The 16,877-nt window shown below is 31.2% G+C and carries 11 protein-coding genes; 3 read left to right on the top strand and 8 right to left on the bottom strand.

From position 1 onward, the window contains the following. Positions 1-32: 32 nt before the first annotated feature. Complete coding sequence (locus tag AADI82_RS01575; RefSeq protein ID WP_341214713.1) at positions 33-1,667, bottom strand: S41 family peptidase; 1,635 nt, start codon at positions 1,665-1,667, stop codon at positions 33-35. Positions 1,668-1,681: 14 nt separating this feature from the next. After that, positions 1,682-2,056 carry a ribonuclease P protein component gene (gene rnpA / locus AADI82_RS01570; RefSeq protein WP_341214712.1) on the bottom strand — a complete coding sequence of 125 codons (375 nt, stop codon included), beginning with the start codon at positions 2,054-2,056 and terminating at the stop codon, positions 1,682-1,684. Between the two features lie 141 nt (positions 2,057-2,197). On the opposite strand from rnpA, the gene AADI82_RS01565 reads away from it, so the two are divergent. Together AADI82_RS01565 and AADI82_RS01560 are read left to right on the top strand one after the other, a co-directional pair. Beyond that, the gene (locus tag AADI82_RS01565; protein WP_341214711.1) at positions 2,198-4,054 is read left to right on the top strand and encodes a CBS domain-containing protein; all 1,857 of its coding nucleotides are present in this window, start codon (positions 2,198-2,200) and stop codon (positions 4,052-4,054) included. Continuing rightward, positions 4,051-5,244: a succinylglutamate desuccinylase/aspartoacylase family protein gene (locus tag AADI82_RS01560; RefSeq protein WP_341214710.1), complete on the top strand. Its 1,194-nt coding sequence runs from the start codon at positions 4,051-4,053 to the stop codon at positions 5,242-5,244. The genes AADI82_RS01565 and AADI82_RS01560 overlap by 4 nt, the downstream gene beginning before the upstream one ends. A gap of 153 nt (positions 5,245-5,397) precedes the next feature. Here AADI82_RS01560 and AADI82_RS01555 read toward each other — a convergent pair whose 3' ends face one another. From AADI82_RS01555 to AADI82_RS01530, 6 genes are all read right to left on the bottom strand, one after another. Continuing rightward, positions 5,398-7,113: a right-handed parallel beta-helix repeat-containing protein gene (locus AADI82_RS01555; protein ID WP_341214709.1), complete on the bottom strand. Its 1,716-nt coding sequence runs from the start codon at positions 7,111-7,113 to the stop codon at positions 5,398-5,400. 237 nt (positions 7,114-7,350) lie between these two features. Continuing rightward, positions 7,351-9,165, bottom strand: coding sequence for a M1 family metallopeptidase (locus AADI82_RS01550; protein WP_341214708.1), 1,815 nt, complete (start codon positions 9,163-9,165; stop codon positions 7,351-7,353). Positions 9,166-9,255: 90 nt separating this feature from the next. Further along, positions 9,256-10,863 carry a S8 family peptidase gene (locus tag AADI82_RS01545; RefSeq protein WP_341214707.1) on the bottom strand — a complete coding sequence of 536 codons (1,608 nt, stop codon included), beginning with the start codon at positions 10,861-10,863 and terminating at the stop codon, positions 9,256-9,258. 17 nt (positions 10,864-10,880) lie between these two features. Continuing rightward, positions 10,881-11,741 carry an MBL fold metallo-hydrolase gene (locus tag AADI82_RS01540; protein WP_341214706.1) on the bottom strand — a complete coding sequence of 287 codons (861 nt, stop codon included), beginning with the start codon at positions 11,739-11,741 and terminating at the stop codon, positions 10,881-10,883. A gap of 111 nt (positions 11,742-11,852) precedes the next feature. Beyond that, a complete protein-coding gene (locus AADI82_RS01535; protein WP_341214705.1) occupies positions 11,853-14,054 on the bottom strand; it encodes a SulP family inorganic anion transporter in 2,202 nt (733 codons plus the stop codon). Beyond that, complete coding sequence (locus AADI82_RS01530) at positions 14,051-14,899, bottom strand: universal stress protein (protein WP_341214704.1); 849 nt, start codon at positions 14,897-14,899, stop codon at positions 14,051-14,053. Before AADI82_RS01530 ends, AADI82_RS01535 begins: the two co-directional genes overlap by 4 nt. Before the next feature lie 96 nt (positions 14,900-14,995). Between AADI82_RS01530 and AADI82_RS01525 the strand changes: the two genes are divergently transcribed. After that, positions 14,996-16,831 (top strand): sodium:proton antiporter, encoded by a 1,836-nt coding sequence (locus AADI82_RS01525; RefSeq protein ID WP_341214703.1) that lies wholly within the window; start codon positions 14,996-14,998, stop codon positions 16,829-16,831. Positions 16,832-16,877: the final 46 nt, after the last annotated feature.

Below are 16,877 nucleotides of genomic sequence, written 5' to 3'. Positions count from 1 at the left end.
TAAAAAAGAGAATCTAATGCTTAAAATAAGTTTTATCTTAAGTAATTTAAATAAGCTGATGGACTATTTAGTATTTCTGTAGCTTTCTTTATTTTAGGGTCGTTAATTTTATAATAGTCATACAAACCTTCTCTATAAACATATCTTTTAACTATTTCTTCGGTTAAAAGCGTTAATAAATACTCTTTATTTTCATCTATAGCTTTTGTTTTTGAAATATTTAAGTTAGAGATTAGCGTATTATAATCATTATTAATATCATCACTCAGTTCTTCTTTTTTAGCAGCCTCAAAAGCTTTTGCAAGGGCTTTTTCAGTATTAGTTTCAAAAGAAAAATTATTAGCTTTTAAGTAGTTTTTAAAGTTAGAAAAATCTCGGGCAGATAATTTAAAATTAACAATATCTGTAATTTGATTGTTATAATAAAAATCGGTAGCAAAATTAAATATTAAATTATCGTTTGCTATAGCGTTTATAACTGCAGAGTTTTTTGAAGCTCCTAAATTTTCATCAGGTAAAACGCCTCCGCCATCAAAAACTTGACGTCCGTTTTTAGTTTTATATTCGTTATAATTTTCTTGTTTTACTTTAACTGCTTCTCCTTTTTCATCTCTATTCCAATAATCTAAAGATTGAATACATCTACCAGAAGGTGTGTAATATCTTGAAATAGTTATTTTTACCTGAGTACCATAAGTTAGTAGTTTAGGGCGTTGTACTAAGCCTTTTCCAAAGCTTCTGGAACCCACAATAACTGCACGATCTAAATCTTGCAACGCACCAGAAACAATTTCGCTAGCCGAAGCACTACCTCCATCTATTAAAACCACTAACGGAATTTCGATATCAATAGGTTCTTTTTGCGTGTAATACGTTCGGTTATATTTTTTTACTTTAGATTTTGTAGTCACTACCAATTGCCCTTTTGGTACAAATAAATTTACAATTTTAATGGCTTCGTTAAGCAAACCACCAGGGTTTCCGCGTAAATCTAAAATAATACGTTTAGCACCTTGAGCTTTTAAATCTCTAAGCGCATAGTTTGTTTGAGATGCTGCTTTATTATTAAACTGCGACAAAACTATATAACCTGTTTTATCGTTAACCATAGAAAAATGTGGCACTGCATCAATTTCAACTTCCGCTCTTTTTATGGTTGCAGTTTTTGTTTGATTTTGGCGTTTGTAAGTCACTTCAACAGAAGTTCCTGGAGCTCCTTTTAGTAAATTACCAGCATCATCGTTATAGTTTTTAACACTAGTATTTCCAACTTTTATAATTTCGTCTCCGGCTTTTAATCCCGCTTTATCGGCAGGATAATTTTTATAAGGTTCAACAATTACCAGTTTATCTTTTAGTGTTCTAACTTTTGCACCAATGCCAATGTAATCACCTGTGTTATTAATTCTAGCTGCTTCAACATCTTGTTCGTTTAAAAAGTTAGTGTATGGATCTAAATCTGCTAGCATGCTTTTTATGGCGGTATCCATTAAATCACCTGGATTGGTTTCATCAACATAATTCATGTTGAGTTCTTTAAACAAGGTGGTAAAGATTTCAATTTGCTTGGCTATTTCGAAAAAATCATTTTTAAAAGCAGAACCAGTAAAAAGAATGGTAAGTGCTAAAACAGGAATTAGTATTTTCTTTTTTAGGAGATTTTTCATTTTGTGGGCTTTTTTTATTCAGAAATCTTATCCAAAAACTTTTCAAATAAGTGTTTCATTTTGGTTTCAACTTGGGCAAATTTGGGTTTATCTTTGCCAATGTACAAAATCATAAACGCATGTTGTGTTGTTAAATTGTTAAAAAAATCAGCTTTATTAAGTCTGTAAGATTCTCTTAATAAACGCTTTATCCGGTTTCTGTCAACAGCTGTTTTAAAATTGCGTTTACTTACCGAAACACCAGTTTTAGCAACAACATTATTATCAAAAGTAGTTTGAAAATATACCAGTCGTAATGGAAATGCAGAAATCGATTGTCCTTCTGTAAACATTTGGTCTATCAATTTTTTGCTTTTAAGTTTTTCTTTTTTCGGATATGAGGCTGCCATAAATTTACCAATATACTTGCAAAAATAAGAATAAGAATTAACACGTTGGTTGTGATTTCCTCACATGATAAAAATCATTCTTTATTAAAGTGGTGTACCGTAATTTAATCCTTTCAATTTGTTTTAATTAATTTAAAGGTCATGGGAGATTTGAATATTAAAAAATTAAAAAACAAAAAAGAGAAAGCGCATTACATTCATCATTTAATAAACGATATAGAAGCTCTTGAAATGATGATTGATAAAGGCATGATTGAAGAGTCTCCTATTCGTATTGGGGCAGAACAGGAGTTTTGTTTAGTAAACAAATACTTTTTACCCAATAACAATGCCTTAGATGTTTTAAAAACCATTAATGACGACCATTTTACTACCGAAATAGGTAATTACAACCTCGAATTAAATTTAGATCCTTTAGAACTTAAAGGAGCATGCTTTTCTGAACTACACAAACAACTTAATAATTTACTTAAAAAAGCTAAAGATGTAACTGATAAAAAAAACACCAAAATTGTTTTAACCGGTATTTTGCCATCCTTTACTTTAGATAGTATTACTGAAGATAAAATGACGCCTATTAAGCGTTATGCCGTATTAAATGATGCCGTAAAAGAAACAAGAAAACAAGATTTTAGTATCCATATAAAAGGAACAGACGAGCTAAACCTACTACACGATTCAGTCATGTTAGAAGGTTGTAATACCAGCTTTCAAATGCATTTACAAGTGAATCCAAACACTTTTATAGAAACCTACAATTGGGCTCAAGCTATATCTGGACCTATTTTAAGTGTATGTGCTAATTCACCTCTATTATTTGGTAAAGAATTATGGAGCGAAACTAGAATAGCACTTTTTACACAAAGTGTAGATACACGCGCAAATTCCTTTTTGTTAAACGAAAAACAATCACGAGTTAGTTTTGGTAACGATTGGCAAACAGGATCTATAACCGATATTTTTAGAGATAATATTTCGCGCTTCAGAAGTTTTATTACCACTAAATTTATGCGAGATAGTGTAGAAATGGTAGAGAACAACGAAACCCCAAAATTAAGTGCCTTAAGGCTACATAACGGTACGGTTTACCCATGGAATAGGGTATGCTATGGCACCAATAACGGTAAACCACATTTACGTATTGAAAACCGTTACATCCCTTCTGGACCAACTACAAGAGACGAAATCGCTAATATGGTGTTTTGGGTAGGAGTCATGCTTGGACAAGCTAAGCAGTATAAAGATATTCATAAAAAATGGGATTTTAAAGATGTAAAAACAAACTTTTTTAATGCGGCTCGCTACGGAATGGCAGCTCAATTTTATTGGAATGGTAAGTACATTTCTAGTTTCGATTTAATTACAAACCATTTATTACCAATGGCATACAAAGGGCTTTATAGCATGGGTATCTCTCCAAAGGATGTTGAGTATTATTTGAATATTATTGAAAACAGAATTCAAAGCCATAATGGTGCAGAATGGTTAACAAGAAATTATAGGTGTTTAAAGACTAAACATAACAGGTTTGAGTCTATGCAAATGTTAACTGCAAAATTGTACGAGAAACAAGAAAAAGGGTATCCGGTGTCTACTTGGGGTATGATAAAAGCAGATAACCAATCGTTATTTATTGACCATAGAACCGTTAAACATATTATGAGTACTGATATTTTTTCGGTTGATAAAGATGATAGCGTAGAGTTGGTTTTTAATATTATGAAATGGAAAAACATTCATCATATGCCAGTAATTAATAGAGATAGAGAAATTATCGGACTCATTTCATGGGCAGACGTTAAAAACTATATAGATAACATAGAAGAACAACACGATTCAGTAAAAAAAATAATGAATACAAACATGATAACAATTACTGAAAATGAATCTGTTAAAGTTGCAAAAAAATTAATAGAAAAGCATAAAATAAGTTGTTTACCTGTTATTAGATATGGCAAACTAAATGGTTTAATTACACGAAATGATTTTGATAAATGATTGAAAATGATAGTAAAATACTTGAAAACCCTGCGGCTATCGATAGAATAATTGGTAAAATTAAAGGCGATACTAAAGGAGCAACTGTTGTGCTTTTTGCTGGAATACACGGTAACGAAAAAGCAGGAGTAAATGCTTTACGGCATGTTTTAAAACATATTAAAGCCAAAAATGTAAAAGGAGCAGTTTATGGTATTTCTGGAAATATAAATGCACTTAAAACACACCAACGTTTTATAGATGAAGATTTAAATCGGCTTTGGACATCCTCTCAAATTCAAACTATTGGCAACAAAGTTATATTGAATAACGAAGAGCAGGAAGCTTTACAGCTATTTAATGTGTTGCAAGATATTTTAAAAAGAGAAAACGGACCATTTTATTTTATAGATTTTCACACCACCTCAAGTATTTCATTGCCTTTTATAACTATAAACGATGCTTTAATTAATCGAAAATTTTCAAAGCTATTTCCTGTTCCTATTGTTTTAGGTATTGAAGAATTTTTAGAAGGCCCATTGCTAAGCTATATTAATCAGTTAGGATACGTATCCTTAGGTTTTGAAGCAGGACAACACGATATGGAAACATCTATAACCAATTGTATTGCATTTGCTTTTTTAACACTAACTTATACAGGTGTTTTAAATAAAGAAACTGTTTTAAATTTTGAACAACATTATAATACTTTAAAAAATGAAGCAGAACAAATAAAAGATGTTTTTGAGGTTGTGTATCAATATAAAATTAAAACTAATGAAGATTTTAAAATGCTTAACGGATTTAAAAGTTTTCAGAATATAAAAAAAGGAATACCCATAGCATATAGCAATAACAAAGAAATTACATCAAAGTATAACGCTAAAATTTTTATGCCTTTATACCAATCTAAAGGAGATGATGGTTTTTTTATTATAAAAACGATAAACCCTTTTTATCTAAAATTATCAGCATTATTACGACGCATTCATTTTGATGAACTCTTAGTTTTTCTCCCTGGAGTTTCTTGGATAAATAATACCAAAGGTGCTTTAATAGTTAATCTTAAAACAGCTAAATATTTAGCAAAACCTATATTCCATTTATTGGGTTATAGAAACAAACAAGTAGATGCAACGCATTTAAGATTGTTTAGTCGAGAAAAAGAAGCAAAAACGAGTACTTATAGAAAAGAAGTGTGGTATAGGTGAGTTTTGAATTGTTCGTTTAACGATTACGTATAAGAATAGTTGTGGGTTTATATGCGAGGATTTTCCGCATGAAAATCATACATAGTAAATACGCAACTACCTTTGATTATGCACTTAACCACAATTATTCTTATACATTGTTGTAAGTAGTTTTTATTTTTTCAATAATTTCATTTTTTGATTTTTTTTAAGATTATTAAAAATTTTCATAATATAAATTCCAGAGGTTAAATCGTTCAAATTTTCTATCGTATAGTTGTTACTTGAATTTTCTAATTTATATTCTTTTAGAAGTTGTCCATTTATGTTATAAATCAAGATTTTATTAAATGATTGATTGTCTTTCGCTTGAATTTTAACTTGATTTATTACTGGGTTAGGAAAGATTGTAAAATCATTATTTGAAAATTTATTTATAGATAATGTTACCGAACTTTCTTTTGCTCCTATATCAATTATTGTAGAGTTATAATTATTTGTAAGATTTGGGTCTCCTGCATTTATAGCATCAGAATTAGAGTTTAATTCACAAAAACTTGAATTACTAGGGTTAGTTGAAATTAATTCAGGAGAAGAGAATATATTGTAATAGGCATCAGAGCCAGTTCCATTTGAATTGGTTGTAATAACGGTTCCAACACCTGAAGGTAAATTGTTTCCAACTCCATTAGTATTATTATAAATAAGGTTGTAAGCTACTAAAGATGGTTTAGGCAATCCTTGAGAATAAATCCCGTATTCACTATTATTTATAATGATATTTGAATTTATAATTGGTTCTGGGTTATGAAAATCGTTATCATATATACCAATACCATTTCGGTTAGAAAACACAGTGTTGTTTGATATGATTGGAGTTCCACCACCCACAAAAATACCAGCGCCATGAGGATTATTATAGCCATTATTATATAAAATATTTCTTTCAATTTTAATCTCTGTATGAGAAGTTACACCACTATAAGAGCAGTTATGTACAATGTTATTTTTAATAATAGTTTGAGAGTCATAAATATTTTCATAAATACCAATAAGACTCAAATCAAAAATTTTATTATTTGTTATAAGTATATTTCCGATTCCACTATTATATATGCCATAGTCACAATTACTAATCTCACAATTATCAATTAAAACATCTCCAGCATAGCTAAGAGCTATTTTTATTCCAGTTCCTTCAGAGTTTCTTATCTTAGAATTTAAAATAACGACTTCTCCACCTATATTTATTAAGCCAGTATCACCATAGTCTGCTTTATGTCCATAATCTATGAGACAATAATTTATTTCCGATGAAATAGAAGAAGAGTTTATGCGTATTTGATTCCAATCCTTATTTGTTGGGTTTGTTTTGTTTGAAGAGAAGTTAATGATATTGTTTTCATCACCAATAGCCTTTAGAGTACCATTAACAATTAAAGAATAGTATCCGTCAAATTTTATTTGAGTCCCTTTTTCTATATTAAGAGTTTGCCCTGTTGGTATGGTTATATCTCCATTTACAATATAAGTATTAGTATTTGTCCAATTTCCTGAAACATTTCCAGATACATTAACAACTGTTCCTAAATTTAAAGTGACATTAGTTAAAGTAATATCAGCACTAATTAATTGGTCAGTTAATGTATAAGTTTGATAACCTGTTTTTTCATAGCTTATGTTATAAACACCATTAATTACAGTTATGCTATATAATCCATTCGAATCAGAAGTACCTTCTACATAGACCGCAGTTGGTGAAACCGGATTGAATTTTATCAAAATACCGCTGTGGTCAGAACTATTGTCTAAAAATGCACTTCCATTTATTTCTGAAGCATAGCTAATAATAGAGAATAATAACAAAAGTAAGGGTAATATTTTTTTCATAGTTTTTGTTTTAAATTTGTATTATTTATTTTTAATCATTTGTAGTAAACTAAATAGTTTCTTGTTTTGTTCAAATTACTTACAACGACTTGATATGAAATCGTTTTAATATTTTATATCTAATGTTAAACGAAGTTCGACAATTTTTCTCACAAAATTAAGTATTGTATTATTTGTAGCTACAAAAAAACCAGTCTATTTTTATAAAGTGGTTTAGTAATTTAAAGTATAATAAACTTACCTATTATTATTATTGCTTTTATCAATATCTGCCATCTTTTCTTGAGGATCTATTTGAACAGATTTTATCGCTTTTGAGGTTTTAAAAGTATAAGTAGGATATGCCCAAGCCCAATCTTTTATTATAGTTGCGTTAGTTGGTTTTTCACCACGCATCATTTGTAGTGGAATGTAAAAATCCTCTGTACTACCATCAGTATATGTTACTGTTAAATCTATAGGCATTGGCATTAAACCAATACGCTCTAAAGTAATAGTACTTTCTTCAATAGATTTAATACCATAATCAATAGTGTTTGTAGTTTGAGCAAAATCGATTAAATACCAATCGAGTTCTAAACCAGTTATTTTTTCAGCTGTTCTTATAATATCCAGTGGTTTAGGATGATTAAAAGCAAAATCGCTAAAATATTTTTTAATGGTTTCTCTTAAGTTTTCTTCACCAATTACGTAGCCTAATTGAGCTAAAAACACAGCACCTTTGCTATAGGCTAAAGTTCCGTATACGCTATTTAATTGATACCTATCTGCATGAGTGGTAAGAGGTTGTTCTAAGCCAGATTTAGCTAAACGTATATAGCTTGTATAGGCATTTTTGAGAGGATTTCTTTTACCTTGATTTAAAATATAATCCATAGCATGGTTACTAATGTATGTAGTAAAACCTTCGTCCATCCATTCGTGTTTAGCTTCGTTTGTTGCTAATAAAAACTGAAACCAAGTATGTGCTAGTTCGTGTGCTGTAACGCCTACTAAACTTCCAAAACTTCTTTTTCCTGTTATTAAAGTACTCATAGCATACTCCATACCACCATCTCCACCTTGAATTACAGAGTATTGTTTGTAAGGGTATTTACCAATATGTTCGCTAAAGTATTGCATAAGCTCTACCGTTTTTGGTTGTAGCTTTTTCCAGCTTTCTTTTTGCTCGTTACTTAAAGTACTCTTGTAGTAAAAATTGAGTATTGGACCATTTGGAACTTGCATGGTATCGTGAATATAATCAGGATCTGCTGCCCAAGCAAAATCATGAACGTTAGGTGCATTAAAATGCCACATTTTTTTACCTCCTGAAACAGTAGCATTTTTATTTTGAAGGTATCCTGTACCACCAACTACATAATTTACATCAATATTTAGCTTTACATCAAAATCTCCCCAAACACCATGAAACTCTCTCCCTATGTAAGGGTCGGCATGCCAACCTTCAAAATCATATTCTGCTAATTTTGGGTACCATTGTACCATCGAAAGAGCTACACCTTCCTTATTATTTCTACCAGAACGACGAATTTGAACAGGAACTTGAGCATCAAAAAGCATATCAAATGTTACACGCTCTCCTGGTTGAATAGGTTTTGCTAAATCTACTTCTAATACTGTACCAACAGTTTCATGTTTTATAGTAACACCATTTTGTTTTAAAGAATTGACTTTTATATAGCCAATTTCGTTAGACTTTAACTTACTAATTCTATCACCAACTCTAGAATCTGGATCTGCAATAGTTCTAGACCTCACATCCATTTCGCTACCAGGTTGAAAGGCATTAAAATATAAATGATAATACACACGATTTAATACATCGGGTGAATTATTAGTATATACCAGTTGTTGTTTTCCTTTATATTGATAGGTGTTTACATCCATATCAATTTCCATTTTGTAGTCTACATGTTGTTGCCAATATCCAGGTTGTTGAGTTGATGGAGACGCAGGTGTAGTTGGTGTTCGAGCAATAACAATATCTTTTTGGCTATTACAAGAGAGTATTAGTAGAAAACTTAAAAAAGGAATCATTAATCTTTTCATGAATATATTATTTTAGCTGAATAACATTTTTAATTTGAAGTAAATATTAATAAAAAAGAGACTATTAATGAGTCTCTTTTTTATTAATGCTTACATTTTTGATGCCATAATTAATGCATTGTAAGCGTTAACCATCTTTGAAGATTTTACTAAATCTGAAAAAGGTTTTATATTATTAGTGTCTCCACCAACAATAACTTTAGTTTTAACAGCAAGACCAGAATCCATAAGAATTTGTTTTACTTGTGCGGCACTTAATTTTGGATAATACGAACGAATTAAAGCCGCAACTCCTGCAACTCCAGGAGCAGCCATAGATGTGCCTCCTTTAGTATCGTATTCATTTTTTGGTGTAGTAGAATATATTTTTGCTCCAGGCGCAAATACATCAACATTTATTTTTCCGTAGTTAGAAAATCCGGCTATCATTCCAGAACCATATTTAGGTTCTAAAGCACCAACCGTTATAAAAGTATCTGAAACTTCTGGACCTATACCAACAGCATCATTAGGATATACATTTTTATTATCTAAATTTAAACCTTCATTTCCAGCTGCATTAACAAATAACACATCATTTTTACCAGCATAAGCAATAGCATCGCGCACCCAATCGCTATGAGGTGAATAGTATTTACCAAAGCTTCCGTTAATTATTGATGCACCATTATCAACAGCATAACGAATTGCTAAAGCAATATCTTTATCGTATTCATCCCCATTAGGTACCGCACGAATACTCATAATTTTTACGTTGTTTGCTACACCGTTTGCGCCTTTGCCGTTATTTCTTTCTGCAGCAATAATACCAGCGACATGTGTGCCGTGGCTTTCCGTTTTTTTAACGGGCTTTACATTACCATTTCCGTAACCTGGTTTGTCGTTTATATCGTCTGGGTCATCTCCCGTTTTACGTCCTTTAAAGTCTTTGTTAAAATGAAAATTTAATCGTTCATTTATACCTACTAAGCCATTATCTAACTCTTTTACAAAATCTGCAACAGATTCCATGTCTAAGCTATATGCATATTTTGCAATAGAAACATATTGTTGGAGTGTTTTGTCTTCAGTTTTAATAGCATTAACATCTGCTTTTGTGTAGTCTGTTTTTTTTAAATATTTTTTAAGTCCTTCATCAGCAGCTTTTACTTGTTGTAGTGTTTGCTCGTAGTTTGTTTTATAACCTAAGTATTTTTGATATTCTTTATCCAGTTCTGCTTTAGCTTCAGCATATCTAGCATCACTTGTGTTTCCACTTGCGACTAAACGCACATATTCTAATTGCTCATCGTAAGCGTCTCCTAAAAAATTCCACCCATGAATATCATCAACATATCCGTTTTTATCATCATCTTTTCCGTTGTTAGGAATTTCTTTTCTATTAGTCCAAATAACATCGTCTAAGTCTTCATGGTCAATATCAATTCCAGAATCGATTACAGCTACAATTACAGATTTACCTTTTTTATTCTTAATAATTTCAGCATAAGCTTTATCTACACTCATTCCAGGAATGGTATCTTTTATCAAATCTAAGTGTCCCCAATTTTGTTTTTCAGCTTCTGTTAACTCTGAAACTTTTAAAGGAACAGTGTCTATGTTTTCAACCGGAGTTGATATGATACTTGCAGTACTGCCACAGCTATATAGTATTGAAGCTGTAAAGGCTGATAGTATTAATGATTTTGTTAAGTTCATTTTTTTTCTAAATTATGTTAATTAAATATATCATTTGTTGATAAAATACTTGCTAATCGCACTCCTTTGTCAGTATGCTTTACAGTAATAATTTCGTTATGAGCATCATGTTCTAAGAACAAGTAATAATTATTATCAGCTGCAAGGTTAAGAAATTTTTCTTTCTCATCTAAAGTTAAAAGTGGTCTGGTATCGTAACCCATTACATAAGGAATAGGTAAATGACCAACTGTGGGTAGCAAATCTGCCATAAAACAAATGGTTTTTCCTTTGTAATTAATCATAGGAATCATTTGCTTTTCGGTGTGTCCGTTGGCAAAAAAAATATCGAACCCAAGTGCGGAATTTTTTAGTAAATCGGTTTCAGGAAGTGCCGTAAATTTTAATTGGCCGCTTTCTTCCATAGGCAAAATATTTTCTTTTAAAAAGGATGCTTTTTCGCGCCTGTTGGGTTGAGTTGCCCATTGCCAATGGTTTTTATTACTCCAAAAGTGGGCATTTTTAAAAGCGGTTTCATAACCTGTTTTGTCGTTGTTCCATGTAATGCTTCCTCCGCAATGGTCAAAATGAAGGTGCGTCATAAACACATCGGTAATATCATCTTTATGAAAACCGTGTTGTTTAAGCGAGTTTTCTAAAGTGTGGTTTCCCCAAGGGTGGTAATAACCAAAAAATTTGCTAGACTGTTTATCGCCCATACCATTATCTATTAAAATAAGGCGATTTCCATCCTCAATAAGCAAACAACGTGCGGCAATATCTATCATATTATTGGCGTTGGCAGGGTTAGTACGTTGCCATAACGATTTTGGTACAACACCAAACATGGCACCGCCATCTAATTTAAAATTTCCAGCATTTATGGGATATAATTTCATAGGGATGTAAAATTAAGCAATCTATTGCAAATCATTGAGAAGGTTAAGAATATATTAAGAAAACCCATAGCAGGTATTTGGTAAGTGAAAGTTAAGTTTGATGAAATAAAATTATTTAGGCACAATAACTTCTTTAAGGCGTTTTCCAAAATCGAATAAGGCTTTAATTTCTTTTAAGCTTGCTAATCGTTCTTTTCCAAAAATAAGCAAAGTATTACCTTTAGATTCTACATGATAGTATGGGTTGCTTTCGAAAAAATGAGTCACATCATCATTAAAGAATTTACTAATTTCCATTTCATTATCACCTTGTAAATAAAAGCGATCAGAGAAATCGTCGTGGTTTTCAATATCAATATCTTTAAAGCCAGCAAATGCCGACACTTTTTCTAAAAAGCCCTCTCTATCTAAAGTGAATTCTGGAATATTATGGTTTAATTCTATGTGAAGCATGGTTGAGCGAATGACTTCTTTGGCGATAAATTCGCCTTCAGAAAACTCAATATCAAATAAGTAAATAGCACCATCTTTATGTGATAATTTGTTATAAATATGATTGATATGTTTAGTGCCAAAAAACCGAAAGTTATTTAAAACCGACACCTCTTTTTCTTTTTTAGAGCTATAATTAAAGTTGTAATCTTTAGCTAAAATTTCCATATTGGTTTGGCGTCTTGTTAAATTATTTTTAATAATTTTTGGTACAGGAAGCATACGCCTTAATGCAAACGGGTGTTTTGAATCTGTGTCGTGCATGTCTAAACCAATAACATCAAAATGACCGCCACGTTTATTAAATAATTCTTGATAACTATGCATGTTTTCCATAACAGTATGGTCTACAAATTCGCACATAGAAAAATCGATAATAACATCTTCGTTTTCTGGTACAGCATCTAATTGTTTTTTAAGCCTGTAATAATTTAAAAAACTACAAAAATGTTTAACGCTTACGTAAAAATTGTTTTCATCATTAGCTTCTTTAAACATTAAAACATTAGGTTTTAAAACGTTCCTAAAAAACAATCCAACACTTTTATTGATAACAAAATGAATAATTAAAGTGGTTATTACTCCAGCAATAATACCAGTAATTAACCCTATTTTTAGTGTCACAATTAAAGTGACAAAAAAGATGATTAACTGTTCTTTACCTATTGAGAATATTTTTGTAATAACACTAGGCGATGCCAATTTATAACCTGTATACACTAAAATTGCCATTAATGCAGGTAACGGAATTCTGGTAAGTTGCGTACTAAACAAAACAATAAATAGCACTAAAAAAACAGCATGAAAAAAGTTTGACGACCTATTACTAGCACCATTATTTACATTTACAGAACTACGTGCAATAACCGTTACTACATTTAACCCACCTAAAAACCCACTACCAACAGTTGCTAAACCCAAAGCTTTAAGATCTTTATTAACATTAGAACGCCTTTTTTCTGGGTCTAATTTATCAACGGCTTTAATACTTAAAAGTGATTCTATACCAGAAATAAGTGTTAATGCTAAAACGCTTCCCCAAAAGGAAAACGACCAAATATTACTAAAATTAGGAGTTGGTATATCGGCAATTATATTTTGAATGGATGGAATGCCAGAAATCATGTATTCCTTTGCTATGGGGTTTGGTTCGTGTAAACCCAACTCAAAATAATAACTAAACCCAATGGATAAAATAACAATCCACATAGGAGCTGGAATAAGTTGTAAATATTTATTTCTAATTTTTGAATAAAACAACATAATAGCTAAACTTAAAACACCTGCCAAAGCCGCATAAATTAATCCTTTGTTTTCGTAATGAATGGCATCGTTAATTGAAAAAGGAATCTCAAAAAGATAATCAACCGTATCCTCTCTTTTTATTTTATGCGCAAGCATAATATGAAATTGCTTTCCTAAAATAATAAGCCCAATTGCGGCAAGCATACCTTGAATGGCAGACGACGGAAAAAAATCGGCAAGTGTCCCCATTCTAAAAAAGCCAAGGCTCATTAAAAGTACTCCAGAAAAAATAATAGCAACGTAGGCATTTTCTAACCCTAAAGTAGAAATCGCTACTAAAAGTACACCAACTAAACCATTTCCTGGGCCAGCAATAGTAACATGGCTTCCGCCCAAAATAGATACCATAATACCCCCAACTATGGCGGCTATTATACCTGCAATTGGAGGCGCATCGCTAGCCATAGCAAGCCCCAAACCTAACGGTAATGCTATAAGACTTACCACAAAACCAGAAAATATATTTTTAGGTAAGGCTTTAAAAAAATCTTTTATGTTGTTTTTTTTCGGACTCATTGCAGGATTAAAACATCGGTTGGTAATTCGGTTAAAATATGTTCAATATCATGTGGAAATAACCGGTCCCAAAACGTCATTTTTAATGGTGCATTCATTACTAATAAATCGGCACGAGATATTTGTGCATAATGCCCAATGGAATACCCTTTTTTACCAAAAATAGGCTGCAATTTTATAATCTTATTTTTAGTATAAGTTTCAGGAATATGACTAATAATTTCTTTAATTCTAGAGTTTTCTCTTAGTTTAATACGTTCTTTAATGATGTTAGCACGCCTTAAAGATTTATCATCATCTACTTTTAAAGAAATTTGATCTTGTTTAATTTCTTCAACAATTGTTATTTTTTCAGAACTTAACTTTTTTGCTACATAAAAAGCCACTTTTATAGTTTGCTCTGTTTTTGGGTCTTTTAAACCATTAACCACAATATGTTCACAAGGCACTCGCTCTACCGAAGGTTTAATCAATAGTAAAACAGAGCATTTTGCTTCACGTGTAATTTTTCTAGCAATTGAGCCTACATAGTATTTTAAAAATCGTTCACGCTGTAGGGCGCCAAGAATTAAAAGATCTATTTTTTTTTCTTCTGTAGTCGATAAAATCACATCAACAGGATTGCCTGTTTTAAAAACCACCTCGTAATCTAAATTATCTTTTTCAAAACTTTTAAGAACAACTTTAAGCATTGCTATTTTATCCTCTGAATTTTCGCCAACATGAATTAAAAATAATTTCGAGCCAAAAAACACAGATAATCTAGCAGCCTCAAAGAGGTTTGCTTTTAAATTAGGCGAGTAAGCTACACCAATACCAATACTTTTAAATGGTTTTAAAGACACGGTTAAATATTATTTTTTAGTCAAAGCTGAAAGATAACATTTTTTAAAAACTTTAAATCATCGGTTTTACTTAAATTAGTGCTTTAAAAAAAATTTATGTTAGAATTAGCAGGTATTATTATCTTAGGAATATTAGCACAATGGGTGGCATGGAAACTTAAAATCCCTGCCATTTTACCTTTAATTTTAATAGGATTATTGGTTGGTCCAATAGCTGCTGAATATTTAAGTGAAGACGGCAGTAAATGGATTGAGCCTATTTGGAATGGCGAAAAGGGGCTTTTCCCTGGTGAAGGATTGTATTATTTTGTATCACTTGCTATAAGTATTATTCTTTTTGAAGGCGGTTTAACCTTAAAGCGTTCAGAAATAAAAAATGTAGGTCCAGTAATTACTAAACTAATTACTTTAGGTTCTGCTATTACATTTTTTGGAGCAGGCCTATTAGCTCATTTTATTTTTAATTTAAGTTGGGAGCTTTCCTTTTTATTTTCTGGACTTATTATTGTTACAGGACCAACTGTAATCACACCAATTTTGAGAAATATTCCGTTAAAAAAAGATATTTCAGCGGTATTAAAATGGGAAGGTATTTTAATTGACCCTATAGGAGCTTTAGTAGCGGTTTTGGTATTTGAATTTATTAGCGTTGGTGGTGACAGTGGTTTTACTAAAACGGCCTTAATGGAGTTTGGTAAAATTATTCTTTTTGGTACAACCTTTGGCTTTACTTTTGCACACGCCCTAGCTTTTGCGGTTAATAAAAAGCTAATTCCTCATTATTTATTGAATGTTGTATCGCTCTCAACAGTACTATTGGTTTTTGTTGAATCTGAAATTTTTGCTCACGAATCAGGACTTTTAGCTGTTGTAGTTATGGGCATGGTTTTAGGAAATAGTAAATTAGAAAACTTAAAAGAACTCCTTTATTTTAAAGAATCTTTAAGTGTTTTATTAATTTCTATTTTATTCATTCTGTTGGCGGCAAACATTAATATTGAAGATTTAATGCTGCTTTACACATGGAAAACAGTTATTCTTTTTGCTATTATAGTATTTGTAATAAGACCACTAGCAGTATTTTTAAGCACACTTGGGTCTAATTTAAAAATTAACGAAAAACTATTTATTAGTTGGGTTGGACCACGAGGAATTGTTGCAGCTGGAATTGCATCATTATTTGGTAGTAAATTACTAAAAGAAGGTGTTGAAGGTGCTGAATATATTACGCCTTTGGTGTTTATGATTGTTCTAGGAACCGTTTTATTAAACGCAACCACTGCGCGTTTATTTGCTAAAGTGGTAGGTGTGTTTTTAACAAAATCTGAAGGTATTTTAATAATTGGAGCATCAAAAGTTTCTCGATTATTGGGTCATTATCTTGAAACAAATGGGAGGCATGTAGTGCTTATTGATAGTAATGAAAAAAATATAGAAAAAGCGAAAGAATTAGGATTAGAGGCGATGACTACCAATATCTATTCGGACACTTTAATGGATAATATAGAATTAAGCGATGTGGGTTATTTAATGGCTTTAACAGGAAATTCTGATATTAATAAATATGCTATCAATAAATTCACTAAGCAATTTGGTGAAAATGGCTCTTTTAGGTTGGTGACTACAAGTGAAATGTTGGATGAAAATAATACCCCTAAAGAGGGTTTGTTTTCTCATACTGATGACTTTAATGCTTTAACTGAATTAACAAGAAAACACCCGTCCATACAAGAGATTGATTTAGAGGATAAAACGCATTATGAAAGTCTAATTAAAATAACTAATGCTGATAAAGATATTATTCCATTATTTATAAAAGATAATGAAGGTGAATTACATATTATTTCATCTTACAATTTAGAGGTTGATACGATTGAAGAAGGGTTTCAGTTGGTGTATTTAGGAAAACCTTTTGATGTTGAAAAGGTATAAAAAAAGCCCTTTCAAGATAATTTGAAAAGAGCTTTTTAATTAAAAT

This window comes from uncultured Wocania sp. (assembly GCF_964021735.1).
Classification (GTDB): domain Bacteria; phylum Bacteroidota; class Bacteroidia; order Flavobacteriales; family Flavobacteriaceae; genus Wocania_A.
This window is presented reverse-complemented; position numbering and strand designations above follow the sequence as displayed.

Bases quoted from the DNA above. Each gene is read 5' to 3' on its own strand.
- AADI82_RS01525 (WP_341214703.1), top strand. From the start codon at position 14,996: ATGTTAGAATTAGCAGGTATTATTATCTTAGGAATATTAGCACAATGG.
- rnpA (WP_341214712.1), bottom strand. From the start codon at position 2,056: ATGGCAGCCTCATATCCGAAAAAAGAAAAACTTAAAAGCAAAAAATTG.
- AADI82_RS01545 (WP_341214707.1), bottom strand. From the start codon at position 10,863: ATGAACTTAACAAAATCATTAATACTATCAGCCTTTACAGCTTCAATA.
- AADI82_RS01565 (WP_341214711.1), top strand. From the start codon at position 2,198: ATGGGAGATTTGAATATTAAAAAATTAAAAAACAAAAAAGAGAAAGCG.
- AADI82_RS01540 (WP_341214706.1), bottom strand. From the start codon at position 11,741: ATGAAATTATATCCCATAAATGCTGGAAATTTTAAATTAGATGGCGGT.
- AADI82_RS01555 (WP_341214709.1), bottom strand. From the start codon at position 7,113: ATGAAAAAAATATTACCCTTACTTTTGTTATTATTCTCTATTATTAGC.
- AADI82_RS01560 (WP_341214710.1), top strand. From the start codon at position 4,051: ATGATTGAAAATGATAGTAAAATACTTGAAAACCCTGCGGCTATCGAT.
- AADI82_RS01535 (WP_341214705.1), bottom strand. From the start codon at position 14,054: ATGAGTCCGAAAAAAAACAACATAAAAGATTTTTTTAAAGCCTTACCT.
- AADI82_RS01550 (WP_341214708.1), bottom strand. From the start codon at position 9,165: ATGAAAAGATTAATGATTCCTTTTTTAAGTTTTCTACTAATACTCTCT.
- AADI82_RS01575 (WP_341214713.1), bottom strand. From the start codon at position 1,667: ATGAAAAATCTCCTAAAAAAGAAAATACTAATTCCTGTTTTAGCACTT.